This window comes from Pseudomonas sp. REP124, assembly GCF_020164475.1.
In the GTDB taxonomy this organism is placed as follows: domain Bacteria; phylum Pseudomonadota; class Gammaproteobacteria; order Pseudomonadales; family Pseudomonadaceae; genus Aquipseudomonas.
The window spans coordinates 1-26,983 of sequence record NZ_JAIQWX010000087.1 but is presented as its reverse complement, the minus strand read 5'-3'; the positions used below and the strand labels follow the sequence as shown (position 1 = coordinate 26,983).

The window sequence follows — 26,983 nt, the reverse complement described above, 5'->3', positions numbered from 1 at the left end:
GTTTTCTGCCGGTCACGAATTGCAGTACCCGACCCTTGGCTGACGCTCAGAATGTCAAAAAGCATACAGTCCGCGAACCCCGTCGATTAGTAGCTTTTAGTTGCTCAGTTAGCTGAATCCGCCCACTTCAACATTCCATCAAGCACAGGACAAAGCTTTTGTCCCCACTCTGTCAGGCGGTAGTCCACTCGAAGTGGCTTTTCGTCGTAGACGGTACGTATCACCAGTCCATCTCGCTCCAGCCCCCGCAGCTGTTGAGCCAGCATTTTTTGAGATATGCCACTGACAACGCGTTCGAGATCTGAAAAGCGTTGAACCTTGCCATCAAAGAGGTGAAACAAGATGACCAACTTCCATCTGCCACGCAGCAATGCAAGTACGGCGTTGACATCTTCGGCCGCTGAATCAGGTGTGTAGATTTTTTTATAGCTCATCGTAGCCACTTACTTTTTCGTGCGTTCTTGTCGAGTTTGGCTGAGGCGCTGATCATGAGTAGCACTTGTCCATCAGGAGATTAACTCGATGAGTATCGCTCAGCACCCAGCCATTGAAGCCTATTTTACAAATGAGGCCGGCACCGACATCGGCGCCTTAAACACCGTATTTACGCATGATGCGACTGTCCTGGATGAGGGGAAAACCATCGTAGGTATTGAGGCCATCAGCGCATGGAGAGCGGCTGCGAAAGCGAAATACCGATACACCGCCGAACCTTTGGACAGTCAGGAGAATGGGGCGAAGTCGGTGATCAGAGTACGGCTCTCCGGTCATTTTCCCGGCAGCCCTGTGGTAGTGACGCATACCTTCAGTGTTCATGATGGAAAGATAACTGCTCTGGAGATTCGTTGATGAATGCCGGTAATGGGCTGGAAGGTTGCCGCGCTCTTGTGACTGGAGGTACGCAGGGGATAGGGAAAGCTGTCGTTCAAACGTTGCAGGGGCAGGGCGTCGACGTGCTTGCGACTTCCAGGCATCGTCCCGAATGGCTTTCAGAAGACTGTTTTTTCGCTGCGGATTTAACCACGCTGCACGGTTGCCAAGCTGTTGTCGGCGAAGTGCAACGCAGATGGGGCAACATCGATATTGTCGTTCATGTATTGGGTGGCTCTTCGGCCCCGGGCGGTGGGTTCCAGGCTTTGACGGAGGAACATTGGAGCGCAGCGTTCGACCTGAACTTCTATCCCTCGGTTCGAATAGATCGCACGCTGGCGCCCCTGATGGTTGCGCAACGTTGCGGGGTGATCATTCATGTCACGTCGATCCAAAGCCAGTTGCCGCTTTGCGAGGCTACAACAGCGTACGCGGCCGCAAAGGCAGCGCTTTCAAATTACAGTAAGGCGTTATCCAAAGAACTCAGTCCGCAGGGTGTACGGGTACTGCGGGTGTCTCCAGGTTGGGTGGAAACTGAGGCTGCTGTTGGCTTGGTCAAGCGAATTGCGGAGTCAGGCGGGATTGACGAAGAGGCAGCCAGGCAGTCTGTAATGGACTCGCTAGGAGGTATTCCCCTTGGTCGTCCTAATCAACCACAGGAGGTTGCCGACCTTATCAGTTTTCTGGTTTCGGCTAAGGCAAGCGCCCTCACAGGTGTCGAGTACGTAATCGATGGCGGGACAATTCCAACTGTCTAAGCGGCGCAGTTAGCTGTGAAGGCGCGACGGACCGATCTGGGCGGCTCATTAAAATTGGCTGCCCCTCATTCGGCAAGCTGATGTGTGCCGTGGTTATCCAAATCCGCTGACACCTGGGGAAAGGTTGACGCAGTCGCACTCGTATCCGGGTCTATGCACTGACCGAAACATGGCTGTTTCCTGCGAAGACTCAGCGGATTATCGAGTTCATAGGCGACTATTCAACAGTTGTCAGTGCTGCCGATTCAGGGCGCACGGTTTATGACGGCAAATTCCGTACACCCATAGTTCTTGCCCACCTGCACGATTACAAATAACCCCCCCGAGTTGAATCGATGTATTCAGGTCAATGACGCCGGTTAGTAGCCGGCACAAGGAGGGTCCATGAACACCACGGCAATTCCTGAGGGCTTCACCCCGTTTACCCGTAGTAGTCCGTTGCTTGATTTGCTTGGCCCGATCTATGCGAGTGGCAGCGGGCTGCAATTGGAGCTGGGATTATTGACTGACTCACGACATGCCAATGGCCGCGGCACCTTGCATGGCGGTGTATTAGCGACATTAGCCGATGTGGGTATGGGTTACGCCATGGCATTTTCCAGCGACCCTCCACAGCCATTGATCACGGCAAGCATGACCTTGGACTATCTCGGCGCAGTCCAAATCAATGAGTGGCTGGAAGTGCGCCTTGAGTACTCCAAAAAAGGACGTCAACTGGCGTTTGCCGCCGTCAGCTTGCATGTCGGCGAGCGAGTAGTTGCGCGCGCCGGCGCGGTTTTCGCTGTGTCGATGAGTTGAAGTACGGGACCATCAAGGCATTGGTAGTCAATGGACTGCATCATGATGCTCAGTGGGTGAGTGCAATCGAATCACCTTGAATGACTGCTTCTGGCCGTTCTAGGCTCTGGAGTTCGTATCAGCATCTCTGATTGGCTTGAGCACTATCGCTCCTTCAACCAACTCGATGGTCAGTAAGTCACCGAGGCCAACGCTCATCGCTGCAAGGACGTCAGGAGGAAGATCTATGATCACATCCCCACTTCCATCGCCTGGGTCCTGACATATCACAGTCGCCCGCACAGAATCACTCATTGGATACTCGCTCTACTCAAGGCAGGTGAACTGAGTTCATATCTTACGCCGGTACATGAGCGACGGACAGCTACCGGCCGACTGTGTTGAAGAAGTAGCTCTCCTGTCTAGCCCGCGGGAAGCACGCAGCATGAACAATAGTTATCGAGTGGACGAGTGCTCCGCATCCACTTTCATCACCCCTTTGAACAGCGCGAACTGCTTCACTCGACTTTGCGGCAGGGCACTCTCGGCCTGTGTCACAGCCTGGCTCATCTGGGTTGCCGCTTCAGATGTCAGCCCGGCGCTCCGCAGGGTCGCCGGGTCCAGCAATGAGTCACCGGCGCACAGCACTACTCGCCAGCCCTTCTCGTTTTTGCTCAACAGTGCACGGCCGCCGCGTTCGCCCTGGGTCCAGCCAGCTACCGCATGATCGCCTTCGACCGTGACCGGGCCGACATCCAGTGGTGCATCCGGACGTTCCCAGGTGTGGCGCATCATGTGTTCGATGCTTTGCTGGTCCGTAGCGGTGTCAGCCAGGGCACCGGTGGATAGGGTTGCCAATAGAAGAAGCAAAGGTGCAAATTTCATGGTACGGGTCCTTGAGTTTAGGCTGCCGTCGAAGGACCGGCAGCCTGAAGGTATCGCATGGGATCAGAAGCCCATTTTCACGCCCAATTGAGCGGACGTGCCGGGCATTGGATAATTGGTGCGGTAGGCATAGTCGCGGTCGAAAAGGTTTTCAACCGCCACGAACACCTCGCCGACCTTGCCCAAGGCAGGCACGGCATGACCCATACGCAGGTTCACGACGGTGAAGCTGTCGACTTGCGAGAAGTTGGTTGCACCGGCGGTGCGTTCCTCGGCGAGTACGTACATGTCTTTCTGATACTGAGCATCGGCACTGAAGCGCCAAGGGCCGGTCTCATAGGTAGTACCCAGCGACAGCGATTGTTTCGGTGCGTAAGGCAGAGTTTTCAGTGATGGATCAAGCCAGGTGAAGCCGACGAAGCTGCTCCAGTTATCGGTCCAGCGTTGTTGCCAGATGACCTCGGCACCCTTGATGTCGTAATCGCCCAGGTTGGTGAAGGAGGGCTGTGACACGACAGGCGGGAACGCGAACAAGTAGCGATCTTGATACTTGTCCTTGAACACGGCCAGATCCAGTGTCGTGCTGTCGAACGGATTGAATTTGACGCCCAGTTCCTGGTGATCAAGCTTCTCGGGCTTTAGGTCCTTCCAGCTTTGACCCAGGGCCGGGATCAGATTTGAAAGAACTGGCGCTTCGAGTCCTGGGTAGTTGATGCCCCGAGACAGGTTCGCACGGAACTCGACATTGGAGGTCGACAGCAGCACACCCGCGTGAGGTGCTGTGGCGCTGTCGAAGACGTTGTGTTCGTACGTGCGCACGCCCGCTGAAGGGGTCAGCGTCCAGCTGTCGTTCAGTTCGAAGGCGTGGCTCACCGCTACGTGCGGCGAAGTGACCCGCAGGGTCGGCGTGTCAAATTCGCCGCGAGGGGCGGGTGCTACACGTTTGTAAGTCACGTCGCCCTTCATCTCATCAACGTCCAGACCCAACGCTACTTCGCCGTTTTGCCATGGGCGCAGGTTTTCCTCCCAACGCAGCCCTTGCAAGGTGAAGTCGCTGATGGTGTCGCCATCAAGCCCCGGTTGATCCAGGGCGCTACCGCGACCTTCGTTGTGGTACAGCTTGACGCTGCCATTGCCCCAATCGTAGTTGTGATCGAGCGAGAGCGAAGCCAAGGTGCCGCGAGTATCGAACTCACCGGTCTTGGTTTCCGGCAGGCCTTTTTGGCCAGGGTCCGAGGAGTGGTTGTCGGCGTGCAACAGCAGCAGGCCGGTGCTCCAGTTCTCGTTCATTCGGTAACCGATACGCGCCAGGCCATTGCTCAAGCGACCATCACCGTCTGGCCTGTCACCGTCCGAGTGCGCGGCACCCTGTGCGAGTACGTAGTCCCAGTCGCCACTGCGGCCATACAGCGAGGCTTGATCGGTGGCGGTGTGGAAACTGCCGCCGGTGACCTGCAATTCGCCATGCTGGTTGTCACCTTCCTCGGCTCTGATCGGTGTCAGGTCGATTGCCGCGAATGTGTTGCCAAATTTTTGCGGTTGCGGGCCTTTGTAGACGCTGATGCTTTGCATGGCATTGATCGGCAGCAGGTCCAGCAGCGGATGGCCCCAGACGCCCATGTAAAAGGGCACGCCATCGATGTAGGTCTTGATCTCACTGCCAGGCCGGCTGGCGCCCATGCCCCGGATGTACACCGCGCCGCCTTCAGCGCCGCCGAACGAACCCACTGGGTTGAAGCGCGACACCGTGACGCCTGGTGTGCGGCGCAAAGCCGAGGCCAGGTCCAGGGCGTTCAGGTCGTGGATCTGTTCCTGGCCGACCACGGTGGTCAGGCTTCCAAAGGAGTCGACCTTGTTCTGGTCGATCACCGAGGAGCCGATCACCATCGTTTGTGGCAATTCAACGGGTTTGTCCGCGGCCCTTGCAACGGCTGTGGCCCCCAATACTGATAGCGATACTCCATACCAAATAGCCTTGTGCGTCATGCCCTGTGCTCCTTGTTCACGGTGCACTGCTCCATGGCGGAGTCAGTGCCCGTGTATTTTTCAATACCTGAGGTCGTCAACCAGCGGTGCATCCCCATGCATCGCCGGGTATTGCTGCACCTGTGAAAGTCGCCAGCGTTGGCGCACCTAAACGCGTGTCAGGTACCGACATCACAACCGTACTGCGCCCCGGCCTCTTGAGGATCACAGGATCTGAAGGTCGAGCGGGCATAGATACAGCGCTGATAATCGTGGCTGATCAGAACATCGGAGAGGCGCGAGGGTTGGCCGAGGGCCAGGAATAGCGGGGAGGTGCTTTGCTGCGGGTTTCAACGGGTTTTCGTTGAACACGGCGCGTCTGCACAAGCCAGGCAAGGCAGAACAAGAAGGCTAGGCTTAAGGTAATAGAGGAACACACAGGGCAGTTGAACTGGCTGGCCCAACTGCTCTTGGACAGGGCGGGTAGATCACTGTCGAAGTCGCCCATGCCGGAATTGGACACCGAACAAAACTGCCCGCCAGCGCCGTTGAGGGTCAGGCCAGCCATCTGGCCATGGGCAATACCGCAAGACAATAGATTGAACAAGACGCAGGCATAGAGCATCCAGGCAATCAGCGAGCGGTCTTTGCGGGACTTTTCCATGGCAGTGAATCTAGCAGCCTGTTTTCGGATGTGCCATCTGGCCAGTATGTTTTTGGCTGTGCTCAAACGCCGGGTGCAATATCGAGTCAGACCGAGCGGCTCCGAAGGCACATGAGCAATCCAATTGTGCTTTTCCAGCATGTATTCGCCCGCCGCAGGAAGGGCCGCAAAGTCTAACGAGGTCCTTCGGTTTCAATAATCTGCGACATTCTGGCGCAGCTTGTGCGTTTGAGCTGCTTTTCCGTGGCGCCCACCGACCCTGTGGCAGCCTGTCGCGCAGGGCGTTATGGAACCTCGTAAAAAAAGGCTTTTCGTCTCGTGCGCAGGTCCAGCAAAACCCTTATTCTGTTGGCGCTTTGTGGTTTCACCATCCGGTGAAGCAATAGGGAAGCAGGTACGCCCCACCGGCTATTCCTGCGCTGCCCCCGCAACTGTAAACGGTTAGCTTTTTCGCGGATGCCACTGGTCGATTTCGGCCGGGAAGGCGCGGGAGGGTGTCGAGCCGTGAGCCAGGAGACCTGCCACGAGTGCTGCCCAATACCCCGGCAGTTTCCAGACCGCATCCCTCGGAGGGAGAATTGATGCATATCGAACCTGGCGTACTCAATGCCGCCAAAGTGCTGTACGCCAACGCTGCTGCAATCGCCACGCTCGCGGCCTTTTCGCCGAAATTGTTGCGCCCCGATAACCTGATCAAAACGATACTCGCCGCAGCGTTTTTCTCGGTGTTCATGGAAATTTTCCATTTACCGGTGGGCGCTTCGGAGTTGCATTTTGTCGGTGCCTCTGCGGTTTACATCATCTTCGGTTTCATCCCGACGCTGTTTGGTTTTGCTATTGGCCTGTTGTTACAAGGGCTGTTGTTCGAACCCCAGGACCTAGTGCATCTGGGCGTCAACTCGTTGTCCCTGATGCTGCCGTTGACCGCCGCCCATGGCCTGCTCGGTCGTCGCTTCTTCGACGTTGCCGGTCGCAGTATTCGTTGGGCGGAAGTCGTCAAGTTTGATGCGCTGTATTACACCGGCGTCGTTGCAATGGTGGGCTTCTGGTTGTCCATGGGCGAAGAACCGACTCCGCTGAGCAATTGGGCTTTGTTTGCAATTGCGTACCTGCCCCTGGTGTTGTGTGAGCCCCTGTTCACCTGTCTGGTGGCGCGGACGCTCAAGCGTTATGCCGACAATACCTTTGTCGAGCGTTTCACTTGCGTGAAGTCGCTCAAGGTTGCGTGATAGAGAGTGACTCCACTGCCTGGATGTTTGCTGGCAGTGGAGTTGATAGACCTGCCCTGATCTTCAATCCAGAGTGCCTCAGTGTTAATGTCGCCACCATGAAACTGTCCCTCTCAAACCGCTCTCTCGTTGCCTGGACGCTGTACTTTTGCGTCCTGTTCAACGTGTTCGCCTGCGGTTTGGGGCACGGTCAGATGTTGGGGTTTGAACTCAACGGTATCGGTGGTCAATTTTGCTCATCGCTGGGCAGCAAGAGCCCCGTCAAGAGCGGCGACTTCACCGAGCAGTCAGCCAGCGGCTGGGCCGGCAACCTGTCCTGTCCGATGTGTTCTGCGGTGACGTTGAGCATCGCCTTTCTGTTTTGCCTGGCCTGGTTGCTTCGAGTCGGACAGCAACCGCGTCCCAGTCGTGAACTGCGCTGCAAGGCGCCTCCCCGCTATTCCTGGCCCTCGGCCAATCCTCGCGCTTCCCCTCAGTTCTGACGTTGCAGTTGGCCGGCTTTTGCAGCCGATCGATGCTTGTTCCCTTTCACCCGTTTTGGCAGGTCGCCGATGACGCGACCGTCACTGGGTGCCGCTCAAACGTCACGAGAAGGAATGCAGCGTGTCTCGGGTTTTCGACTATTCACAGTATGGCTCCAGCCACCCCTTGAGCAAGAAGTCTCGCGTAATTAATCGCGGCGATTTCCTACTACCGTTTCCCGATTACCCCGGTAATGCCCGGTGTTTTGTCCATCTGGATGCGCGACTACTGCCTTACTGGCACACACTGTTCGACGTCTGTCCGCGCTTGCTCAAGCTGGATCCGCCCGATGGCTTGAACATCTTTCGCAGCTTCATGACCTGGGCCTACCGCAATCATCCGCCACTCAACTGGACTTATTACCTGAGCATCTGCCGTTGGCTGCTCACCTCGGCGTACAAGGAACAAATCCACGAGGAGCACATTGATGCCTTCATGACCGCGGCTGCGGCGCGCTGGATCAATACCGATGACAGCCAGGCACGGGGGCTGGTGCTGGTCTGGCAAGGGTCGCCGATGAAAGTGTTCGACTGGAAAGTGGCTCCTCGGGTCGTCCCCGGTGTTGATCTGGAGCAGGAGGAGCTCCCACCGGTGCCCTGGGACTTTGCCTGGTGTCCGTTGACAGGTAAGGGCGGCGTCGGATTTCGACGCTGGCTGCCCATCCCGGGCTTGTGAGATCACGTGCGAATGGCGGGATCGCTCGTTCGAAAGCGGTCCTTATTTCGACATCCAGGTAATGACTGCCTTGTAGTCTTCAGCGCTGCAGTCCATGCATAGCCCTCGCGCGGGCATTGCGTTAAAACCTTCTGTCACATGCTTGACCAGTACGTCAGTTCCTTGCTCAAGGCGCGGTTTCCATGCCGCCTGATCAGATTTTTTCGGTGCCATCGGTAATTGGCCGTTGTGACACATGGCACAAGAACGTTTGAACACTACTTCGGGATCTTGGGCAGCATGGGCGGTTGAGAGTACGAGTAAACAGGCAACAGCCAGTAATTTCTTCATGTGTGATCTCTTGGTTTTTTATAGTGTTGATAGCGTCATTGAACTGCGCCATTCCATCTGAAGGCAATGAGGATTGCCACAGCACGTGCCAGTCGGGCTTGGAGAAACAGTGGTGCTTTCTGAGTGTAATGAGGGATTTCAGACACCCCAAATGCGACAGCTTGTCGCAGTGATCGGCTCGATTGCCAGGCCATTGGCTCGTTGTTGCTCAGGTAGATTTGCTGTGGCGGATTGTCGCAATCCTGTCTATGTGTGAGTGCATGCTACAGTCATGGCTGATGCGTTGGTTTCTCTTGGCAGGGTTAACATCGCGTCATAAGTGCCAGGACCTGCAAGGGCCCTGGCACTCTTCGTTTCTTGATCCGCCAATTTGGTATCGATGATCTTGCAATGGACGCGCTGCCGCCCGCCCCCGCGACACTCCTGCTCGAGCCCCACACATACACTGGGTGGCAGAGAGCTATCGTGTGTCTATGATGGAAAATAACAATAAAGATCGTTACCCATAGAGCCAACTCCATGAGTGTTTTTCACCGTCGTCGCTCTTTGATCGCTTGGATTCTCTATGCATGCGTCCTGTTCAGTGCCTTGACCTGTAGCCTCAATCATGGCCAGCAGACCGGCCTTGAGCTCAATGGTGTCGGCGGCCTGTTTTGCTCGGTCGATAACAGTACCGGTGACGAGGTGAATAACGGCGCCGGTGGCTCGAGAAGCACGAGTCTGATGCCGGGTATGGGCTGCCCGTTATGCAGTACCGTCGCCCTGAGCATCGCCGCGTTGCTTTGCCTGAGCTGGCTGCTACATCCGTCCGGCAAGAAATTCGCCATTACTGAACGACGCGTCGATACATCACCGCGTCTTATCTGGCCTCCCGCCAACCCCCGCGCTCCCTAGGTTCGTTCACCGCAATCACACCGCACCCTGGCTGAGGGCACCTGGTCGTGCCTGTAGCAATGGTCCGGCTGTGCCCAACTGACGTGAGAAGCACTCGCGGACAAATCACATAACTAAAAAGCTGAAGAAAGGAGCGCATGATGCGCCATATCCCATTAGTGAGCCTGGCCCTGGGCTTGATTTGCAATATCGAGGCTGCGCATGCCGTGGGGGCCGAAGACGGCGCCCAGACGATCATCCTGCCGGATACCAGCGTCGTGGCCTCCGTGTCTTCATTGACGGTGCCTGACACGGCTCAGGCCACCACCGAAATCCAGCGCACGCCCGGCGCGGTGGAAGTTGTCTCCGACAAGGCGTTCAAGAACGGCCCGGCACAGACGATCAAGGATATGCTTGGCTGGGTGCCGGGTGTATTCGCCCAATCCAGGTATGGCGATGACGCACGTGTCTCGATTCGCGGTTCCGGTCTGTCACGCAATTACGGCAACCGTGGCGTGAACATGTACATGGATGGCATACCGATCAACACTTCCGACGGCCTGGTGGACTTGTTCGAGGTAGACCCCACTGCCTATCGCTATGTCGAGGTATACAAGGGTGCCAATGCCTTGCGTTACGGCGGTAACTCGTTGGGCGGCGCGATCAATTTCGTCACGCCAACCGGGCGTGATGCGTCGGCATTCGACGGCCGTATCGATGGCGGCAGTTTCGGTTACCTGAAGTCGCAGGCCAGCACCGGTGGTGCTGATGGCCCCTTTGATTATTTCGTCACCGGCTCGGCCCAGGAATTCGATGGTTACCGCGACCACAGCGATGGCCACCAGAAACGCCTCAGCTCGAACTTCGGTTACAAGTTTTCTCCTGATGTGGAAACACGCTTCTACTTCAATGCCAACGAAATACGCCAACGCTTGCCGGGCGAGGTAACCAAGGAAGCCGCGTTGCATTCGCCCCGCAAAGCGGATTCCGAATTCGAGCGCTTGGACCAGCAACGCAATATCGACTCGGTCCGCGTGGCCAACAAGACCACGCTGCGCCTGGATGATTTCACCACGCTGGATTTCGGCGTGTTCGGCGTCCATCGCCATGTCAAACACCCGATCTACCAGTGGCTCGATTACGATGTCGATGACTACGGCGGCTTCGTGCGCGCTACCGATGACCGGGAAATCGGCGGGTTCCGTAACCGGCTGGTGGCCGGCGTCAATCTGCACAACGGCAAGATTGACAACAATCAATATGAAAACCTGACAGGGGGCCATAAGGGCGCACTGGCCGCTTCCAACGTCGACGAGTCGAAGAATGTCTCCGCCTACGGCGAAAACTCCTTCTACTTCCTGCCCAATGTAGCGCTGGTGGCCGGCATGCAGTTCCAGCATGAAGAGCGCGACCGGCGCGACCGTTTTCTTTCGGACGGTGACCAGTCGGGCAATCGTACCTATGACAACTTCAGCCCCAAAGTTGGTGTACTTTGGGACGTCGATCCCGCCTGGCAGGTGTTCGCGAACATCTCGCGCAGCGCCGAGGCCCCCACCTTCGACGCCAACAGCTTTGCCTCACCGGCCAGTACCGACATTGATGCCCAAACGGCCACAACCTACGAGGTTGGCACCCGGGGCGATCGACAGGATTTCAACTGGGACGTCGCGCTGTATCGCTCAGAAATCAAAAATGAATTGCAGTGCCTGACCACCGCGCCCTGGAGTCCGTGCACCGTTGTCAATGCCGACCGTACTGTGCACCAAGGCCTCGAAGCGGGGCTGGGCATTGCCGTTCTGCGCTCCGCCTTCAGCCAGGGGGACAGTTTCTGGTTCAACGCGGCCTACACCTACAGCGATTTCTTCTTTGACGGTGACTCGCGCTACGGCAATAACGACCTACCGGGCGTGCCGCCACAGTACGTCCGTGCCGAGTTGCTCTATAAACACCCAAGTGGTGTTTCGGCGGGGCCGAATACCGAGTGGGTGCCCCAAAACTATTACGCAGACAATGCCAATCAGGTGAAGGCTGACAACTACGCCTTGCTGAACTTCAAGATCGGTTACGACCCGCAGCGAGCGGGTTGGTCCGGCTATGTCGAAGGGCGCAATCTGCTCGACAAACGCTATATTGCGAACGTCGCCATCGCCGGTAGCGCCGACGCCGATTCAGCGTTGTACAACCCGGGCACGGGGCGGGCGGTCTATACCGGAATCCGGTTTGTCTGGTAGGTCGAGAGTCACTCACGAAAAAAAGGCCCACAATGTGGGCCTTAATTCCAGCGTTGCGTTCTTATATGCCAATCAGCTGCCGACGGTGAAGCTGTAGTCGCCATCGCTCTTGTGGGTATCAACCGATACCGCATGCCATTCAACTTTGTATTTGCCTGCGTTCAGCGGTTTTTCGGGCGTCACGATCAAGGTTTTCTTATCGCTTGGAGCGGTTTCGATGCTTTTCACCTCAACCGCGGCCCCATCGACCGTGATGGAAACTTTGGTGAACTGGGCTTCAACACCTTCCGAAAACACCAGGCGCAGCTCCTTGGGCGCGGTGACCGTGCTGTCGGCGGCCGGTGTTTCACTCTTGAGGTGAGCATGGGCAAAGACAGACGAGGCGGTTGCAAAGGATGCAAGCAAGACCACTGTGGTCATAACTTTTTTCGCAAGATGAACGGACATTCGGTATTACCTCAGGTTAGTGACGGGCGATGGATACGTTTCAGGTTCATTGCGCTGAATTGCCGGAGCTGCCCCGGCTCCGGCAATCATCAAAATCAGAAGTCGAGAGTCACGCCGGCGTAAATCGCGCGACCATCGCCCGGTGAGTGCAGGGGCGCCTGGGCACAGTCAGGGTCATACCAGACGTATTCATAATAGCGGTTGGTGAGGTTTTTCAACTGCGCACACTTCCTGATGACTAAGAGGCTTCAAAGGCGTAGACGTCATGGGGTGACGGCTAAAGTTAGGCATGAAGACCGCGTCAGACAGATGTCGACGGGAGGCTTGTCAGGAGATGGGAGAGGCGCGGGGGCTTAGGCTAGCCCAGCGAATCCTGGGATGTAACGTTGGCCGTTCAGGATTGTCGAGGGAGGTATCTGGTGTATACCTCGGCAGAAAATGCCGGAAGTAACTCGATGGCAGCGCCACCAATCCCGCATGGCAACAGCTGCAGTCGCCGTGTTGCGCGACTAGTTTTGATGATGCTTGCTCAAGGGACGTGATCGGTTTGTCGAGCCCAGCGGGCAATGTTTGTGAGGTGCCTCCTGAGCAGAATTCTCCCCAAAGCATCAGCTGTATATCCGGCGTTTGTACCGCACGGCTCAGCGGCATGGCCATCACGTTCAGCAACACGGCCAGGCAGGCTATCCAGGGGCTTATGCGCTTCAATGAGGACATGAGTGAGGTCGGCAAACAGAAGGCACCCATTTAGCCGGAATTCAGCGTCGATGTAAAAATTCATCAATGCGATGTAACGCCGCAGGAGGCCTTGGGCAGCTCGACGGCTACTGTTTCCAAATGTTGCAATCATTGCTAGATTTTAGAAACCATATTTCCGGATGGTCTCTCCTACAGGCCCGACGTGGCAGCGTGGGCAAGCTCCGCCGGTGGCCAACCAACTGTGATCAAAGGAACGATTATGCAACGACGTGAAGTATTGAAGACCGTCGCCGGTGCAGTGGTGGTGGCAATGGCCAGCTCTGCGATGGCCGCCACCGCCACTCAGGAACATGAACACCACCACGATCATGGCAACGGTACCGCCGACGGCAAAAGTTACGCCAACCTGATCGACAGCAGCAGTGATTGCCTCAAGACCGGCGAAGCCTGTGTAGCGCATTGTCTGGTGCTGCTGGGGGAGGGCGACAAGGAAATGGCCGCCTGTGCTCAGTCAGTCAGTGAATTGTTGGCGAGCTGTGGCGCCTTGATGAAATTGGCCTCGCAAGGCTCCAAATTCACCCCCGCCATGGCTAGGGTCGTAGCCGACGTCTGCGCAAGCTGCGAAACGGAATGCCGTAAGCATGAAAACAAGCATGAGCAGTGCAAGGCTTGCGCAGACTCCTGCGCTGCCTGCCTGAAAGAGTGCAAGGCACTGGCTGCCTGATTTACCCGCCTGGATATTCATTGCAGCCGGGCCAGGATGAATCAGGCCGCCGTGGTCCCAATTGAGGGCCGGATCGCAGCCGTTTAGGTGGTGAACTTAATCCGCAGACATGTTCTTCAATCGCTCTGCCAACTCCAGAGCGCTACGCCCACTGGCGAAAGTGGGCATTACATGAGTGAAGGGAATATCAATCAGGCGATTTTCCCGCACGGCCCGCAGCTTCGAAAGCACAGGGTCACCTCTCAGCAACTGACGTTTGCGTGTTGCAGGCGACCATATGGCATCAGCCAGCAGGATGACGTCAGGGTCAGTCACCAGCAATGTTTCGCTACTCACGGTTACTCGGTATTGATCAACTTCGGCAAATACATTTCGCGCCCCCGCAGCGGCAAGCAGAGTCGTCACGAAACCACGCTTGCCCTCGCTGTCCAGGCCATTGATTTCACTGTCTAGATAAAAAACAGAGATGGGTTTTCCCGGGCGGGTCGCCGCCTGGGCGCTGAGCAAATCGGCATCCATTTCATCAATTAGCTCGCGGGCCCGCTGCTGTTTGTGCAACAGGTGGCCGAGTGTGAGCAGATCGTTGTGGATATGCCCGAAGTAGTCCAGGGAGTGACCATTGCAAGCCGACTCCAGAAGATAGGAAGCGATGCCGTTTTTGGCCAAGCCTATACGCGAAGTTATGCCTTGGCCAAACGCGCTGGCGAAGCCTCCAACGATCAGGTCCGGCTTCTGTGCGTATAGCACTTCGCTGGATGGATATTTGGAAGCGATCACCGGCACGCCGAAATAGTCGTCTTGCGTTTCCCCATCCCCGTTGTCATCCAGGTAAGCCACGCCCACCAACGTGGGCGCTCCCTCTAGTGCCAAGATCAGATCGGCAGCATGCTGGTTGAGGGCGAGGACCCGTTGAGGTGGCGAGTGAGCGAGAGTCCAGTTCTGACCGCAATTACGATAGTCCCCGGCCAACACTGGTGTGGTCCAGAGCAACGCGCTCATGAGAATCCAAATACGTTTCAAGCCTGACTCCGGATCAACAGATCGGCAGCGACTATACCTTCCACCAAATGTGAATCCACAATGCGGTGCGCTTCGGCTTCGCTGCGGACACGGTACCAGCAAGCCTCCGGATAGACAGTCAACACGGGCCCTAGATTGCAGGGGAATTGGCAGTGCGTACGCGTCAGTAACACGCCTCCTGGTGTTTCGATACGGGCGTGCTCGAGCAAACGGCGACGTAGTTTTTTCCATAACTGCAACGAGCCGCGCTGCGTACAGCGCGGTCCGGTGCATAGGAACACGTGGCGGGAGTGGTCGGGGATATGCGACCAGTCAGGGTGGGTGTCCACGGTACTGCACGAAGTAACGGATTCGGTGCTGGGAATATTCATCAGAAGCGATACGTGTAACGCACTTCGGTCGTAAACGGTCGACCCAGGTTGTCAACGTTGCTGGCGCGGCTTGTAACGTAGTCGCGGTCGAACAGGTTTTCCACCAACAGGCTCAAGCGATGCTGGTGTGCGTTGTCGAGATAGCGGTAGGCGTCGGCGTCGACTACCGAGTAATGGCCGTATTCTACCCCCCGTGAGCTGATGACATCGCGGACGTAACGGACGGCACCACCGGTGCCCCATAGCCGATCGAGTGATTCATAGCCGATTCGAGAGCGGGCGAAGAAGCTCGGCACATCGTTGATGGTCACCCCTGCGCGGGACTCAGTGAGATTGCGGGTCATGTCCGCTTGCAGACTCCACTGATCGTTCAACGCCAAGTTGGCATCCACTTCGAAGCCGCGCATTTCGATCTGGCCTTGGCCATTGACCCACTGAATATCGTCGAGGGTGATCAGGTCGTCGATCTTGCGCTTGAAAAGGGTGACGCTGGCTTGCAAGTCGCGCTCCAGCACGGAGCCTTTGTAATCGATGCCAAGTTCCGCGTTACGGCTTTTTTCAGGTTTCAGGTCACGGTTTCCCAGCTCATCGCCAGGCTCGTTGACAAACAATTGTTCGGCGTTAGGAAGCTTGTAAGCGGTGCCGTATTGGCCTCGCACTGCCCAGTTATCGTTAAGGTCATAAAGCGAAGTCAGCATACCCACGGTTGCACTGTCACCACCGCTCATGGCTTCGTGTCGGATACCAATACTCGGATGCCAATTGGGAAGAGCGTCGATCTGAGGGCGCAGCTGAGTGTAGAGCGCGTGTGCTTCCGCTTTTTCGTTGTCGATGATCAAGACATCATCCTGACCCTTGAACCATTGATTATCCGAACCAATTATGAGGATGTGATCGCCCGGCAGCACGGCCTTGGCTTCAGCTTGTACCCCCCAGTCGGTAAAGCCCCAGTAATCGTTGTGATTGATCACCTGAGTGCCGCCGCCCTCGGTATTGTTGACGCGGGTATAGCGCGTATCCCAATCGTTGACGTGGCCTTTGAGGAAGTAGCTCAGGCGCTCGTTGATGTTTTGCTCGAAGGTCGCCGTGGCGATCTGCTGGACACGGTCGTTGGTGGTCTTGTGATCATCGACCGGTCGAGCGAAATCCAGGTTGGCATCAGCGTACTGGTAAAAAAGCTCCAGTCTGGCGTCATCGCCAAATGACTGGATCGCTTTACCGCCAAAGGTCGTTACCTCGTAGGCGCGCTTCTTCTGTGTAACGTTTTGAGTATCGCTGGTGCGGAACGGCTCATAACCCTCGGAGACGTTATGACTGACATAGGCCAGCAAACCCAGGTCGCCGAAGCCGTTGCTGAAGATCTTCTCCACACGCGAATCGCCGGTGGTCCCGCCGAAAGTATCCAGCCCGAGATTGACTTCACCGGACGCAGTTCGGGTCAGCGGGCTGCGCGTGACAATATTGATCACACCAGAAATCGCCTGGGTGCCAAACAGCAGGCTCTGCCCGCCTTTGAGTACTTCGATGCGTTCTATGGCGTTTGCAGGCAAGGTGTCCAGATACAGTCCGCCGTAAAGGCGATTGTTCAGGCGTACGCCATCGAGCAGGATCAGCGTGTCGTCGTTGCGCCCGCCCAGCAGCGAGTAGGTGCCGTAGTCGAACGGCCCGTTTTTCGGAGCTACGTACAGTCCCGGAACGAACATCTGCAGGGCGCGGGTAACATCGGCGCTGGGTCCGGCTCGCTCTATCTGCTCGCGTGTGATGATGTCCACTTTGCTGCCGTAGTGCGCCATGTCGGCCACGGTTGTGGATTCCACCGACGGCGCGGTCACAATCTGTTGTTTGAGCTCAAGCGTCGTGTCGTCTGCCATCAGCAGGGGGCTGAACAGGCAACCCAGCAAGAGAGTTGAAGCAGGTGTGTCGAAACGTTGAATCATTGTCTTCCCGAAAATTAATTCGCAGAAGAGCATGCAGGAGATGGCATCGTGCACGGCGATACCGGCCCATGCCCGCCCACCGCAGGATTTTTGCCAAAGAGATTCAGGCCGGTCTCCGGGCTCATGCGTATGGACACCTTCACCTTCCCATGGCATTAGCCACAGTGGTGTGTCGAAGGCATCACGCATATACCGTTGCGGGGGCAGCACCGGACTTGCTCGATAAGAGCGTACCGGTTTCCCGTTTCACCCCATGCACGGCGGCATGGGGCACCTGAAACAGGGTGGCATCTGAACACTCCATGGACCACTCGTCAACTTCCATGCATGGCTCAATACCGCGGAACTTCACTCAAAACAAATCGTTTTGACGTACTCCTGGATCATGCGTCCACTGGCCAGTCTTCAAGCAGTTCAACGAAGCGGCTCAGCCATGCGTTGGTCTGGCTGCCATCAATCACTCGATGATCAATTGTTAACGAAACATAGGCCATCGGACGAACCTGGATGCAGTCCGAACCGTCAATCTCTCTCACGACGACGCGCTTTTCCAAAGCACCGATTCCCAGAATCGCCGATTGCGGTTGGTTGATGATGATCGGTGTGGCGAAGAGGGAGCCTGAAACGCCGTGATTGGAAATCGTGAATGTTCCACCCTGTACATCCTCAGCTTTGAGCTTGCCGCGCTGGGCTGCGTCCGTGAGCATTTGCAGATGCGATGCAATACCCAGCAGCGAGCGTTCCTGGGTACGATGAATTACAGGAACGATCAGTCCCTTGTCCCAGAGTGAGACACCCACACCAATGTTAACGTCGCGGAACAACTCCATGTGCTCTGGATGCCAACGACTGTTTACGTCGGGTGCCGCGGCCATTGCACCAGCGGCGGCGGCTATGAAGTAAGCGGTGAAGGTCAGTTTGACCCCTTGTCTGGCGTAGTCTGCCTTGTGTTTCTCGCGGTGTTTGATAATGGCTGAGAAATCCGCCTCGAATACCGACGTAACGTGCGGGGCCGTGTTAACCGACTGTTGCATGTGCTCGGCGATACGCCGGCGCATGCTGCTGTGTGGTACGTACGCCGATACCTGCGAGTCTGTCGGTGGTATTTGGGGTATATCGCGAGCCAACTTTGGTGGCGGAGCTTCTGCGCTAGCAGATTGCGTGAACACCTGCGTATGAACTTCGCGTGGCGATTGCCGACCGATTGCGCCAATCACGTCTTCTCGGGTTAGACGACCGCCACGGCCCGATCCCTTGATCGTCGAGGGATCAAAATTGTGATCGGCGATGAGCCGACGAACAGAAGGAGAATGCCTGGCATACCCGTCTGGCTGCTCTTTTTTTTCTCGCGGCGCCGGGTTGACCTGATCGGCGCGCAATAGTGCCTGTGGCGTACCCTGTGCGATACGACCTAGCAGTGCGCCGGGCGGTGCATCACTGTCCTGGCTCATCACTACATGTAAAAGACCGCTACAGGGTGCACAGACTTCCACGACCACTTTGTCGGTTTCCAGCTCTGCAATGGGTTCGTCCTTGTGTACCTGTTCGCCATCTTTTTTCAGCCAGGTCCGCAGGATTGCCTTAGTGCCCTCTTGTTGTAAAGGAGCGATGATGTCGGTTGCTCCGAGTTCTGTACGGTTCAGATCATTCATCTTAGAATTCCATCAACTCGTCGATTTTGGCGCGAATATCCGATACTGACGGCAGCGCGTATTCCATCAACGCTGGATGGTGAGGGCTGGGTATATCCGGCATGGTCAGACGTACCACCGGCGCATCCAGTTCCAGAAACGCCTCATCAGCGATTACAGCCGCGATTTCTGCACCGAAGCCAGCGGTTCCTGAGTCTTCATGCACAATCAGGCATCGATGGGTTTGTCGCACGGAACTCAGCACGGCTTCTCGATCCCAGGGCATCAGCGTTCGCAGGTCGATCACCTCGACCGAACGTCCCTCGCTGGCCTGCTGACAGCGCTCCACCATGGAACCCCAGGTCACAATGGTGAGCTGCTCTCCTTGGCAGACGCTGCGTGCTTTACCAAAGGGTAGGGCGAAGTCGTCCCCCGGATAGGGACGGCGTGCAGAAGCTGCATCCAGCATTGCCCGGTGTTCAAAAAAGATCACAGGATCGTTGCCGCGTAGCGCGGTGCGAAGCAGACCTACGGCATCTTCGGCATTGGATGGCACCGCCACACGCCAACCTGGCGAATGGACGAATTGCACTTCGTTGGTCTGACTGTGCCAAGGGTCGCCGCATTTGAAGAAGCCGCCCGGAATGCGCAGTATGATGGGAGCTGCGAAGCGGTTGTTGGTGCGCCAGCGCATGGTGCCGCAATCATTGATCTGTTCCATCGCAGGATCGGCGTATTTGCGAAACTGAATTTCCGCCACGGGCACCAAGCCGGCCAGGGCGATGCCGACGGCACGACCTACGATGCCTTCTTCCGACAAGCTGGTATCGAATACGCGACCTTCGCCATATTTTTCCTGCAAGCCCAAGGTCACGGCATGAACACCGCCCTTGGGGCCGACGTCTTCTCCGAAGACCACCACTTTGGTATTGAGCGCCAATTCGTGATCAAGCGTACGGCGAATGGCGGCGACCATGTTTATACGCTGGCCCTCCGGTATCGGCATCTCGCTCACAACGGGAGGCATATACCCCCCTGGCAGCTGCCCGCCTCGTTGCTGGATTTGCGTTTCGAAAAAAACGTTACGGGTAACTCGGCTCGGTTCGCTGACAGGACGCATCTCTGCTTCCTGACAAGCTTGTTCCACGGTTATTTGTGCCTGCTGATCAATCTGGTCCCACTCTGAGGCGCTGATCAGTTGCGGGACCAGGAATTCACGCAATTTTGGTAGTGGATCGCGGGACCATTCGCTCTTTACGAAATCTACTGACTTGTAGGCCTGGGTATCCTGAAAGCTATGTCCCTGCAGGCGAGGAACTTTCAAGCGTAACAGGCACGGGCCCTTGCGACCCCGGACATGTGACATCGCGTCGTGAATCAACCTAGCACTCTCCAGAGGCTCGGAGCCATTGCCGCTGAGGATGTGCAGCCCCTGAAAGCTGGCGAGGTTCGCAGCTATGTCGCCGCCTGGCGTTTGAAAGGTCGAGGGCACAGAGATGCCATAACCGTTGTCTTCAATGTAGAAAAGCATTGGCAGTTGCTGCGTTGTCGCAATGGTCAGCGCCGCCCAGAAGCCATTGGTGGCCACCGATCCGTCCCCTCCTAGCACCACGCTGATTGCGTCACCGTAGGACGGATTTTGCAGGACTTGGCTCTGATACTGGATGGCTTGAGCCCAGCCGGCGGTGGGCGTGTACTGGGCACCGACGCCTCCACACATCGGCAGTGCTGTCGGCCCACCCGGGTTCGGGTAGTTGAACACCACGCCAATATCACGTCCATCCGAATAGCCCCCTGCTCTCGCCATTGAGGACCCCAAGGCGTCGACAGGATCCACTCCCATCGCGAGCAGCAACGGACGCGAGCGATAGTAACCACAGGCTGCGTCATTTGGATCGGTCAGTTTGAGTCCGAGCAGAATCTGCGCCATGTCATGGCCCCTGGCGGAGAATTGGTAAAAGATCTTTTTCTCCGGAATCAATACTTTCTCTTCAAGATCATCCAGTCTTCTTGAAACATGAATGAAGTAAGCAACGCGTTTCCAGTCGTAATAATTAACGATGTCTTCGGCAGGCTGCTCTAGCCGTTCCTTACATTGAACTGCGGTCATTTTTTGTATGCCCTCAAATCGATCTATAACCTACAGAGTTTGCTCGAAACTTTTCTCTGGGATACGGCGGGACCGATAAAGTGCATCTCCAGATACCTCTCGTTGGAGAGTGGTGATCTGGAAATGCTTTTGATTGGTGTAGAAAATCTGAATGTGTGGGACAGGATGATCAGAGAATTGAGATCGGGTATTCAATGATCACCCGGAAGTCATTGATATCTCCCTCAGCCTGATCCGCATTGGCACGGTGCCAAGCTTGGCGTACACGGACTGACATGTTCTTCGCTGGCCCCGATTGCACGACGTATTTGGCCTCCACGTCGGTTTCATGATGCTTACCATCAGCACCGTAGCCGTAGCGAGCATATGGGCTACTGGGGTCCATGCGCGTGCCGTCGATGTCCTTACCATTGACGTAACGAGCTATGAACGCGAGGCCTGGCACACCGAAGGGGGTCATATTCAAGTCATACCGCACTTGGTAGGACGCCTCGCCAGGACCATTGAAATCGGAATATTGGATCGAGTTCGGCAGGAAGATCGAACCACCACTGCGGCGGTTGTCGCCAAATCCGACGAAGTCGAAGGGTGTATCGCCATTTACCTTCTGATAAGCCAACGTCACCCGATGCGCGCCGAGGAAGGTATAGCCCATGGACAATGCATAGGTATTATTGTTGATGTCACCTGCTTTTGAGCTGCCCGAATCTTCGGTGCGGTAATAGTTCGCATCAAATACAAGAGAGGTGCCACTACCCAGTGGCACCAGATAGTTAATGTTGCCGTAGAACTGGTCCCAGATGTCTTCGAGCTGGCCGTGATACAGCCCTATGTCGGTTTGCTCGTTAGGTTTGTATCGTCCACCGACAAAGTTCGCGGAATTGGCCGTGACCCCTGCATAGGTAGCCCACATTTGACCATCATGGTTGGTGTCGTCCTGGCTCGAGCCTGAGGTAAAGTGTCCTGCCTCCAGATCCAGTCCTTTGATCTCGCTGCTCTGCAGACTAAGACCCGTTGCAGTCTGCGGAATCAAGCGGGAGTCGGCCACGGCAAAGACGGGGCTTGCCGGTCGCATTGCGCCTATCTTTAGTGCGGTTTTGGAAACCCGCAGCTTTACCGCGCCACCAGCCTTGCCATGCTGATCTTCATTTTCTCCGGTGTGATTGGTGACCAGGTTGCCCGATCCAGAGTATTTGTCCGAACCGTCAAGCTTGAAACCCGCGTAGCCGAAGGCATCGACACCAATCCCGAGCCAGCCTTGGGTATAACCCGAGGTGTAAGTACCAAGGAAAGCTTGCGTCCAATCCTTATCATCCACTGCTCCGTGGGTCTTGTTGCGATTGAAGTAATAGTTACGAGCTTTGACTTCAAGTTTGCTGTCAGCCAGAAACCCCTTGCTGTCAGCTTGATTTTCGACAAATGCAGCTTGCGCTATTTGCGAATGGATTATGATCATTGAAGAAACTAACGTAATACCTTTAACTGATTTGAACATGCTCTAAGCCCTTCATGTGCAGCGTTTGTTTTTATGGTTATGAAGATGTTGTTTTTGTTTTTTTAGGCAAGTGCAGTCGTCACGGCGAGGGCATATGTGGCGCCTCGCGTGATAGTTGATGTTTTGTATTTATTATTTGATTGATTATTTCACGATGGTGATTAATGGCGTCTCAGAAATTGTTGTATCCGTTCACCGCTGCTTTCGCTGAAGAACAGTTCACTTGGCGAGTCTTTGATAACGACGCCGCCCTCCATGAAGATCACTCGGTCTGCTGCTTCGCGTGCGAACTTGATTTCATGAGTCACCACCAGCATGGTCATTCCGGCGTTTGCCAGGTTGCGCATCACACTGAGTACCTCATCGCGCAACTCGGGATCCAGTGCCGATGTCGGTTCGTCGAAAAAGATCACCTGCGGATCCATCGACAGTGCCCTGGCAATGGCTACGCGTTGCTTTTGCCCGCCCGACAGTCGAGCGGGATAACTTTCCGCCTTTTCACCGAGGCCCACTTGCTCAAGCAACGCCATACCCTTATCGATCGCTTCCTTGCGCGGCACTTTCTTCACACTGACCAGGCCTTCGATGACATTTTCGAGTGCCGTTAGGTGAGGGAACAGATTGAAGGACTGGAATACCATCGCAGTTTTCTGACGCAACTTGGTGATCTGCTGGTTATCGCCGCGCGACAGCTTCCTGCCGGCTACGACCTCGACACGATGACCACAAATCTCCAACGTGCCACTGTCAGGCTGCTCAAGGAAGTTCAGCGAGCGAAGGAGAGTGGTTTTGCCCGAGCCCGAGGGCCCAAGTATCACTACCACCTCGCCGGCAAACACTTCCAGGTCGACTTGCTTGAGTACGGCATTGCTGCCGAATGACTTGGCAAGAGCCTTGACTTCGATTTTTTTCTGTTTCATCGGTAGCGCCTCGTCATGCGGCCTTCCAGGTACGTTTGGAACAAGGTCAGGATTTGGTTGATCAACCAGTAGATCATCCCGATCATCAGGAACATTTCCATGTACCTGAAGGTGGAAGCGCCAACTTGTTCACCCACTCGCGTGAGTTCCACCACAGTAACCGTCGACGCGAGCGATGTGTCCTTGATCAGGCCGATCAGACGGCTGCCCAGTGGCGGCAATGCGATTCGAAATGCCTGGGGCAGGATGATTCGCCGCAGGCAGACCCAGTACCCCATGCCCATCGATTGAGCGGCCTCCCATTGGCCAGGATCAACCGCGCTGATACCGGAGCGAAAATTCTCGCTCAGATAGGCAGCGGCAAATAGCGACAAGGCCAAGAGTGCGGAAGGAATCGGTGACAGCACGATTCCGTAATAGGGCAGGCCGAAGTAGATCAACAGGATTTGTACCAACAGGGGCGTGCCACGAAACACCGACACATACGCGAAGGCAAACATACGCAGTAACCTGACGCCTGAATTTCGCATGAGCGCGATACCCAGACCCAGTGTCCCACCGAGTACAAAAGCCCCCAGCCCCAAGCCAAGCGTTACCAGAACCGCGGTTTGTAGCAGGGGTAACGAACGCAGAAAGAGTTCAAACATTACTTATTCCTCTGCCTGAGCTTTCTTGATCCCCTCGGTCATGTGGTAATAATCACCAATGTACTGCTTCGCGTATTTATCTACCGTGCCATCGGCAATCATTTCGCCGATTGCCACGTTGACGGCAGACTTGAGGCTGTCACGTCCTTTTGCCAAGGCTGCTGCCGATAACTGGTAGGTGAGGGGTGTGCCTACCGCCGTTATTGGCAGGTTGTTGGTTTTGCGGTAGTTCTCACCACTGAACCATGAGGTGACGATGAAATCGATCCGTCCATTGACTAGATCATTGAACACCAAGCCGCCATTGTCGTAGGTGCGTACTTCGGATTGGGTCAGGTGTTTACGCGCCCAGCTTTCATTGCTTGAACCTGAGGTAACCCCCATGGATTTGCCTGCTAAGTCATCACGGCCTTGTATGTCGGAGTTCTTTTCCAGTCGGAAGATCCTGAATTCTTCTACGCCATAGGGGGCGGAAAAGTCGACTTGCAGCTTTCGCTCCTCAGTCGGGGTAAGGTCATTCATGACCATGTCGTATTTGTTTGCCTTCAAGCCTTCGACGAAGTTTTTGAAGTTATCCGCTACGAAAACCACCTTGGGTACACCAATACGTTTCGCGACTTCCTGAGCAATGGCAACGTCATAGCCATCGGGCTGGTTTTTGTCGTTCAGGTAGCTCCAAGGTGGGCTGGTTTGGGTATTGGCGATACGAATCTCACCCAGAATCTTGAGCTTTTCCAGGCTGTCTTCTGCGTGCGCAGAATTGATGCCCAGCGTGAGCGCGGTGAACAGGGGAAGAGCGAATTTCATGCTGATTGTTGTTTTCATATTCCATCCTCGCTTGTTGTTATGTTTGCCCGCATACGGACACAAAGGTGGCAGCATCAAACACTTCGGAAGGTGGTGAATTTTTACTTTCGCCTACCTTGTTGCATCTACATCAACGTCGCGCGCGCTCGTAGGTCTGCAGCGCATTTTGCAGGTCTTCGATCAGGGTGGCTGGGTCCTCCAGGCCGATGGAGATCCGAATGATCGGTTCTGAAGTGGGGGAGAAAGCGCGTGCCAGTTGCTGGCTAGCCGGATAGTAGGCGATCAGACTGTGCGTGCCCCCCCAACTTGCGCCAATCGGGAAATGCTTCAGCGCATTGAAGAACGCGCCGAGTGCAGATTCGTCCGCCGGCTGGAGAATCATGGAGAACAAACAGCCGTTGCCCTGGAAATGTTTGCGCCAAATGGCGTGACCGGGATCACTTGGCAGTGCCGGGAAAAGCACCTGTTTGACCATCGGCTGTTGGTCCAGCCACTGAGCGATTTGCAGCGCGTTGCCACATTGCTCTTTGAGCCTGACATTCAACGTTTCGAGCCCGCGTAGGACAAGGAAGCAGTCCTCGGGACTGGCTTGCTGACCAAGGATGCTCTGGGTCTCGCGCAACAGGCTGTAGTGGTCAGCGTTGTTCATGCTGATACTGCCCATCAGCACATCGGAGTGTCCGCCGAAGAACTTAGTCGCAGCTTCAATGGAGAAGTCGACGCCATGGTCTAGGGGACGGAAATACAACGGGCTCGCCCAAGTGTTGTCCATCATGGTCAGGACACCATGGCGTTTGGCCACAGCGGTAATCGCATCGATATCCTGCATTTCCATGGTGACCGTGCCCGGTGCTTCGAGGCAGATCATCTTCGTATTGGACTTGATCAATTGTTCGATGCCTGAATCGATAGTTGGCGGATAGAACTCAACATCCACCCCCAATTTTTCAAGCCAGTACTGGGCGAACGCTTTCAAGCCGCCGTAGCACGAATCTGACACTAGGATATGGTCGCCCGTGCGTATGAATCCCATGACCGTGGTCATCAATGCGGACTGACCGGAAGGTGTGACGATGCAGTGTTTACCGTTCTCAAGTTGTGCGATGCGCTGCTCAAGGCCACGGGCTGTTGGCGTGCCGGTGATACCGTAGCTATAGCCATCCGGCTGGCGTGACTTGCGGGCCACGAAGTCCTCGAAAGAATCGAAGACGACGGTTGATCCGCGCCACACTGCCGGAGACAGGCTGGCGTAAGGATTTTTCGCGTGGTCAATGAAACTCATGTTCAGGGTTGCCTTGCGGGGGTTGCGGTAGGAGGTTGCATTAGAAGCTTGACCCCGCCGCTCTACAAGATCGTAGAATGGTAGCCCTATAAGCTGCGCTAATAAGGTGGTGACAGGTGAGTATTAGAGACATCGAAACTTTTCGCGCGCTGATGACCACCGGCTCAACGAGCAGGGCCGCCACGATGTTGGGTGTGTCTCAATCTGCGGTCAGTCAGGCGATCCGCAAATTGGAGACCCGTGCCGAGTTGCAGTTGTTCATCCGCACCCGGGGCCGCCTAGTGCCTACTCAAGAGGCATTAGCCCTGATGGTTGATGTCGACCATTTGTTCGTGGGCGTCGAGACCATTGAACACAAGTTGAAAAGTCTTCGGCAATTTGGAATAGGGGAACTGACTGTCGCGATCCACCCGGCCCTGGGTAATTCGTTTGTTCCAAGGGCACTTGCTGCGTTCGATCTTCCTAACAAAAGCATCCGTGTCGTGCTCAAGATCCTAAGCTCCAAGGAGGTCTACCAGCACGTTCTGTCCGGCCAATGTGATATCGGGATCATGGCGGATGAAATGCCAGCGTCCGCGCTCGAACATTCTCCGTTTCTCAATAACCCTGGCGTCATTGTGATGTCTCCATCTCATCCTTTGGCCAGACGACCCGTCATCAAACCAGTTGATCTGGCCGGAGTTGGGCTCATAGCGCTAAATCCAGAGGACAGCGCGCGTAATCGTTTTGATGACGTATTGAATGCGCATGCAGTCGTGCCCAACATCCAGGTTGTCACAGCGTTTTCTCATACCATTTGTGAAATGGCGATGCTTGGTCTGGGGGTGGGATTTGTCGATCCGATTTCTGTTTGCGACTTCATCGGCAGAGGGCTAGTCGTGAAGCCTTTCAGTGAAGACGTCATGTTCAAGAACTTGATGGTTTTTAGGCACGGCAAGCCACTACATGAGAATGTCCGCCAGTTCATGCGCATGATGCGAATTCAGCTAGAGCGAGATTTACGACGACATAACGCTTCTTAGCGTCTGAGTTGTCCGTATCTTTAGTGATCGTCGACGCACATGACGTTATCTCTCGCAATTGGCTTTAAGCGTGGCGTTCGATGACCGCTTTT

At 55.7% G+C, this 26,983-nt stretch carries 29 protein-coding genes and 2 riboswitches; of the genes, 10 read left to right on the top strand and 19 right to left on the bottom strand.

From position 1 onward, the window contains the following. Nucleotides 1–104: 104 nt before the first annotated feature. Complete coding sequence (locus K9857_RS19805; protein WP_224538506.1) at nt 105–434, bottom strand: winged helix-turn-helix transcriptional regulator; 330 nt, start codon at nt 432–434, stop codon at nt 105–107. 88 nt (nt 435–522) lie between these two features. On the opposite strand from K9857_RS19805, the gene K9857_RS19800 reads away from it, so the two are divergent. The 3 genes from K9857_RS19800 (at nt 523) to K9857_RS19790 (ending at nt 2,426) form a co-directional block, all read left to right on the top strand. Continuing rightward, a complete protein-coding gene (locus K9857_RS19800; RefSeq protein ID WP_224538504.1) occupies nt 523–849 on the top strand; it encodes a nuclear transport factor 2 family protein in 327 nt (108 codons plus the stop codon). Next, nucleotides 849–1,628, top strand: a complete 780-nt coding sequence (locus K9857_RS19795; protein ID WP_224538502.1) for an SDR family oxidoreductase — start codon at nt 849–851, stop codon at nt 1,626–1,628. The genes K9857_RS19800 and K9857_RS19795 overlap by 1 nt, the downstream gene beginning before the upstream one ends. Before the next feature lie 384 nt (nt 1,629–2,012). Beyond that, nucleotides 2,013–2,426 (top strand): PaaI family thioesterase, encoded by a 414-nt coding sequence (locus K9857_RS19790; protein WP_224538500.1) that lies wholly within the window; start codon nt 2,013–2,015, stop codon nt 2,424–2,426. Between the two features lie 99 nt (nt 2,427–2,525). On the opposite strand, the gene K9857_RS19785 is transcribed toward K9857_RS19790, so the two are convergent. From K9857_RS19785 to K9857_RS19770, 4 genes are all read right to left on the bottom strand, one after another. Beyond that, nucleotides 2,526–2,720, bottom strand: a complete 195-nt coding sequence (locus K9857_RS19785; protein ID WP_224538498.1) for an AbrB/MazE/SpoVT family DNA-binding domain-containing protein — start codon at nt 2,718–2,720, stop codon at nt 2,526–2,528. A 141-nt stretch (nt 2,721–2,861) separates the two neighbouring features. Further along, the gene (locus K9857_RS19780) at nt 2,862–3,290 is read right to left on the bottom strand and encodes a copper uptake system-associated protein (RefSeq protein ID WP_224538496.1); all 429 of its coding nucleotides are present in this window, start codon (nt 3,288–3,290) and stop codon (nt 2,862–2,864) included. Nucleotides 3,291–3,353: 63 nt separating this feature from the next. Further along, entirely contained in the window at nt 3,354–5,189 is a 1,836-nt protein-coding gene (locus K9857_RS19775) for a TonB-dependent receptor plug domain-containing protein (protein WP_224538494.1), read from the bottom strand. A 346-nt stretch (nt 5,190–5,535) separates the two neighbouring features. Further along, nucleotides 5,536–5,919: a DUF2946 domain-containing protein gene (locus K9857_RS19770; protein ID WP_224538492.1), complete on the bottom strand. Its 384-nt coding sequence runs from the start codon at nt 5,917–5,919 to the stop codon at nt 5,536–5,538. Between the two features lie 342 nt (nt 5,920–6,261). Further along, nucleotides 6,262–6,460: riboswitch (cobalamin riboswitch) on the top strand. Nucleotides 6,461–6,500: 40 nt separating this feature from the next. On the opposite strand from K9857_RS19770, the gene K9857_RS19765 reads away from it, so the two are divergent. The 3 genes from K9857_RS19765 to K9857_RS19755 all read left to right on the top strand — a co-directional run bounded on the left by K9857_RS19765 (nt 6,501) and on the right by K9857_RS19755 (nt 8,345). After that, complete coding sequence (locus K9857_RS19765) at nt 6,501–7,148, top strand: energy-coupling factor ABC transporter permease (RefSeq protein WP_224538490.1); 648 nt, start codon at nt 6,501–6,503, stop codon at nt 7,146–7,148. Between the two features lie 98 nt (nt 7,149–7,246). Then, the gene (locus tag K9857_RS19760; protein ID WP_224538511.1) at nt 7,247–7,630 is read left to right on the top strand and encodes a DUF2946 domain-containing protein; all 384 of its coding nucleotides are present in this window, start codon (nt 7,247–7,249) and stop codon (nt 7,628–7,630) included. 166 nt (nt 7,631–7,796) lie between these two features. After that, entirely contained in the window at nt 7,797–8,345 is a 549-nt protein-coding gene (locus K9857_RS19755; protein ID WP_224538509.1) for a putative natural product biosynthesis protein, read from the top strand. Between the two features lie 42 nt (nt 8,346–8,387). Here the strand turns inward: K9857_RS19755 and K9857_RS19750 are convergent, their stop codons facing one another. Next, the gene (locus K9857_RS19750) at nt 8,388–8,675 is read right to left on the bottom strand and encodes a c-type cytochrome (RefSeq protein WP_224538488.1); all 288 of its coding nucleotides are present in this window, start codon (nt 8,673–8,675) and stop codon (nt 8,388–8,390) included. Between the two features lie 519 nt (nt 8,676–9,194). On the opposite strand from K9857_RS19750, the gene K9857_RS19745 reads away from it, so the two are divergent. Next, nucleotides 9,195–9,569, top strand: coding sequence for a DUF2946 domain-containing protein (locus tag K9857_RS19745; protein ID WP_224538487.1), 375 nt, complete (start codon nt 9,195–9,197; stop codon nt 9,567–9,569). Between the two features lie 137 nt (nt 9,570–9,706). Beyond that, nucleotides 9,707–11,779, top strand: coding sequence for a TonB-dependent receptor family protein (locus tag K9857_RS19740; protein WP_224538485.1), 2,073 nt, complete (start codon nt 9,707–9,709; stop codon nt 11,777–11,779). 72 nt (nt 11,780–11,851) lie between these two features. Here K9857_RS19740 and copC read toward each other — a convergent pair whose 3' ends face one another. From copC to K9857_RS19730, 3 genes are all read right to left on the bottom strand, one after another. After that, nucleotides 11,852–12,226: a copper homeostasis periplasmic binding protein CopC gene (copC, locus tag K9857_RS19735; RefSeq protein WP_411961589.1), complete on the bottom strand. Its 375-nt coding sequence runs from the start codon at nt 12,224–12,226 to the stop codon at nt 11,852–11,854. Nucleotides 12,227–12,321: 95 nt separating this feature from the next. Then, entirely contained in the window at nt 12,322–12,444 is a 123-nt protein-coding gene (locus K9857_RS30310; RefSeq protein ID WP_263487937.1) for a hypothetical protein, read from the bottom strand. Nucleotides 12,445–12,553: 109 nt separating this feature from the next. After that, nucleotides 12,554–12,943: a DUF2946 domain-containing protein gene (locus tag K9857_RS19730; RefSeq protein WP_224538483.1), complete on the bottom strand. Its 390-nt coding sequence runs from the start codon at nt 12,941–12,943 to the stop codon at nt 12,554–12,556. A gap of 241 nt (nt 12,944–13,184) precedes the next feature. On the opposite strand from K9857_RS19730, the gene K9857_RS19725 reads away from it, so the two are divergent. Further along, nucleotides 13,185–13,649: a four-helix bundle copper-binding protein gene (locus K9857_RS19725; protein WP_224538481.1), complete on the top strand. Its 465-nt coding sequence runs from the start codon at nt 13,185–13,187 to the stop codon at nt 13,647–13,649. Nucleotides 13,650–13,745: 96 nt separating this feature from the next. Here K9857_RS19725 and K9857_RS19720 read toward each other — a convergent pair whose 3' ends face one another. From K9857_RS19720 to metC, 10 genes are all read right to left on the bottom strand, one after another. After that, on the bottom strand, nt 13,746–14,648 hold the full coding sequence (locus tag K9857_RS19720) for an ABC transporter substrate-binding protein (protein ID WP_411961591.1): 903 nt from the start codon (nt 14,646–14,648) through the stop codon (nt 13,746–13,748). A gap of 17 nt (nt 14,649–14,665) precedes the next feature. Further along, complete coding sequence (locus tag K9857_RS19715; protein ID WP_224538477.1) at nt 14,666–15,040, bottom strand: (2Fe-2S) ferredoxin domain-containing protein; 375 nt, start codon at nt 15,038–15,040, stop codon at nt 14,666–14,668. Then, nucleotides 15,040–16,977 (bottom strand): TonB-dependent receptor plug domain-containing protein, encoded by a 1,938-nt coding sequence (locus tag K9857_RS19710; protein WP_224538475.1) that lies wholly within the window; start codon nt 16,975–16,977, stop codon nt 15,040–15,042. Before K9857_RS19710 ends, K9857_RS19715 begins: the two co-directional genes overlap by 1 nt. Before the next feature lie 88 nt (nt 16,978–17,065). Continuing rightward, nucleotides 17,066–17,270: riboswitch (cobalamin riboswitch) on the bottom strand. Nucleotides 17,271–17,360: 90 nt separating this feature from the next. Further along, nucleotides 17,361–18,629: a dihydrolipoamide acetyltransferase family protein gene (locus K9857_RS19705; RefSeq protein ID WP_224538473.1), complete on the bottom strand. Its 1,269-nt coding sequence runs from the start codon at nt 18,627–18,629 to the stop codon at nt 17,361–17,363. Between the two features lies 1 nt (nt 18,630). After that, nucleotides 18,631–20,718, bottom strand: a complete 2,088-nt coding sequence (locus tag K9857_RS19700; RefSeq protein WP_224538471.1) for a transketolase C-terminal domain-containing protein — start codon at nt 20,716–20,718, stop codon at nt 18,631–18,633. 169 nt (nt 20,719–20,887) lie between these two features. Continuing rightward, the gene (locus tag K9857_RS19695) at nt 20,888–22,174 is read right to left on the bottom strand and encodes an OprD family porin (RefSeq protein ID WP_411961590.1); all 1,287 of its coding nucleotides are present in this window, start codon (nt 22,172–22,174) and stop codon (nt 20,888–20,890) included. 200 nt (nt 22,175–22,374) lie between these two features. Continuing rightward, nucleotides 22,375–23,133 carry an amino acid ABC transporter ATP-binding protein gene (locus tag K9857_RS19690; RefSeq protein WP_224538468.1) on the bottom strand — a complete coding sequence of 253 codons (759 nt, stop codon included), beginning with the start codon at nt 23,131–23,133 and terminating at the stop codon, nt 22,375–22,377. Beyond that, a complete protein-coding gene (locus K9857_RS19685; RefSeq protein WP_224538465.1) occupies nt 23,130–23,780 on the bottom strand; it encodes an amino acid ABC transporter permease in 651 nt (216 codons plus the stop codon). Before K9857_RS19685 ends, K9857_RS19690 begins: the two co-directional genes overlap by 4 nt. 3 nt (nt 23,781–23,783) lie before the next feature. Then, nucleotides 23,784–24,605 (bottom strand): transporter substrate-binding domain-containing protein, encoded by an 822-nt coding sequence (locus tag K9857_RS19680; RefSeq protein WP_224538463.1) that lies wholly within the window; start codon nt 24,603–24,605, stop codon nt 23,784–23,786. Between the two features lie 112 nt (nt 24,606–24,717). Then, nucleotides 24,718–25,869, bottom strand: coding sequence for a cystathionine beta-lyase (gene metC, locus K9857_RS19675; RefSeq protein ID WP_224538461.1), 1,152 nt, complete (start codon nt 25,867–25,869; stop codon nt 24,718–24,720). 116 nt (nt 25,870–25,985) lie between these two features. Between metC and K9857_RS19670 the strand changes: the two genes are divergently transcribed. After that, nucleotides 25,986–26,891: a LysR substrate-binding domain-containing protein gene (locus K9857_RS19670; protein ID WP_224538459.1), complete on the top strand. Its 906-nt coding sequence runs from the start codon at nt 25,986–25,988 to the stop codon at nt 26,889–26,891. The last annotated feature ends 92 nt before the right edge of the window (nt 26,892–26,983 follow it).

Coding starts and splice junctions, on each gene's coding strand:
- K9857_RS19805 (WP_224538506.1), bottom strand. CDS start 434: ATGAGCTATAAAAAAATCTACACACCTGATTCAGCGGCCGAAGATGTC.
- K9857_RS19800 (WP_224538504.1), top strand. CDS start 523: ATGAGTATCGCTCAGCACCCAGCCATTGAAGCCTATTTTACAAATGAG.
- K9857_RS19795 (WP_224538502.1), top strand. CDS start 849: ATGAATGCCGGTAATGGGCTGGAAGGTTGCCGCGCTCTTGTGACTGGA.
- K9857_RS19790 (WP_224538500.1), top strand. CDS start 2,013: ATGAACACCACGGCAATTCCTGAGGGCTTCACCCCGTTTACCCGTAGT.
- K9857_RS19785 (WP_224538498.1), bottom strand. CDS start 2,720: ATGAGTGATTCTGTGCGGGCGACTGTGATATGTCAGGACCCAGGCGAT.
- K9857_RS19780 (WP_224538496.1), bottom strand. CDS start 3,290: ATGAAATTTGCACCTTTGCTTCTTCTATTGGCAACCCTATCCACCGGT.
- K9857_RS19770 (WP_224538492.1), bottom strand. CDS start 5,919: ATGGAAAAGTCCCGCAAAGACCGCTCGCTGATTGCCTGGATGCTCTAT.
- K9857_RS19765 (WP_224538490.1), top strand. CDS start 6,501: ATGCATATCGAACCTGGCGTACTCAATGCCGCCAAAGTGCTGTACGCC.
- K9857_RS19760 (WP_224538511.1), top strand. CDS start 7,247: ATGAAACTGTCCCTCTCAAACCGCTCTCTCGTTGCCTGGACGCTGTAC.
- K9857_RS19750 (WP_224538488.1), bottom strand. CDS start 8,675: ATGAAGAAATTACTGGCTGTTGCCTGTTTACTCGTACTCTCAACCGCC.
- K9857_RS19745 (WP_224538487.1), top strand. CDS start 9,195: ATGAGTGTTTTTCACCGTCGTCGCTCTTTGATCGCTTGGATTCTCTAT.
- K9857_RS19740 (WP_224538485.1), top strand. CDS start 9,707: ATGATGCGCCATATCCCATTAGTGAGCCTGGCCCTGGGCTTGATTTGC.
- copC (WP_411961589.1), bottom strand. CDS start 12,226: ATGTCCGTTCATCTTGCGAAAAAAGTTATGACCACAGTGGTCTTGCTT.
- K9857_RS19730 (WP_224538483.1), bottom strand. CDS start 12,943: ATGTCCTCATTGAAGCGCATAAGCCCCTGGATAGCCTGCCTGGCCGTG.
- K9857_RS19725 (WP_224538481.1), top strand. CDS start 13,185: ATGCAACGACGTGAAGTATTGAAGACCGTCGCCGGTGCAGTGGTGGTG.
- K9857_RS19720 (WP_411961591.1), bottom strand. CDS start 14,648: ATGAGCGCGTTGCTCTGGACCACACCAGTGTTGGCCGGGGACTATCGT.
- K9857_RS19715 (WP_224538477.1), bottom strand. CDS start 15,040: ATGAATATTCCCAGCACCGAATCCGTTACTTCGTGCAGTACCGTGGAC.
- K9857_RS19710 (WP_224538475.1), bottom strand. CDS start 16,977: ATGATTCAACGTTTCGACACACCTGCTTCAACTCTCTTGCTGGGTTGC.
- K9857_RS19705 (WP_224538473.1), bottom strand. CDS start 18,629: ATGAATGATCTGAACCGTACAGAACTCGGAGCAACCGACATCATCGCT.
- K9857_RS19700 (WP_224538471.1), bottom strand. CDS start 20,718: ATGACCGCAGTTCAATGTAAGGAACGGCTAGAGCAGCCTGCCGAAGAC.
- K9857_RS19695 (WP_411961590.1), bottom strand. CDS start 22,174: ATGATCATAATCCATTCGCAAATAGCGCAAGCTGCATTTGTCGAAAAT.
- K9857_RS19690 (WP_224538468.1), bottom strand. CDS start 23,133: ATGAAACAGAAAAAAATCGAAGTCAAGGCTCTTGCCAAGTCATTCGGC.
- K9857_RS19685 (WP_224538465.1), bottom strand. CDS start 23,780: ATGTTTGAACTCTTTCTGCGTTCGTTACCCCTGCTACAAACCGCGGTT.
- K9857_RS19680 (WP_224538463.1), bottom strand. CDS start 24,605: ATGAAAACAACAATCAGCATGAAATTCGCTCTTCCCCTGTTCACCGCG.
- metC (WP_224538461.1), bottom strand. CDS start 25,869: ATGAGTTTCATTGACCACGCGAAAAATCCTTACGCCAGCCTGTCTCCG.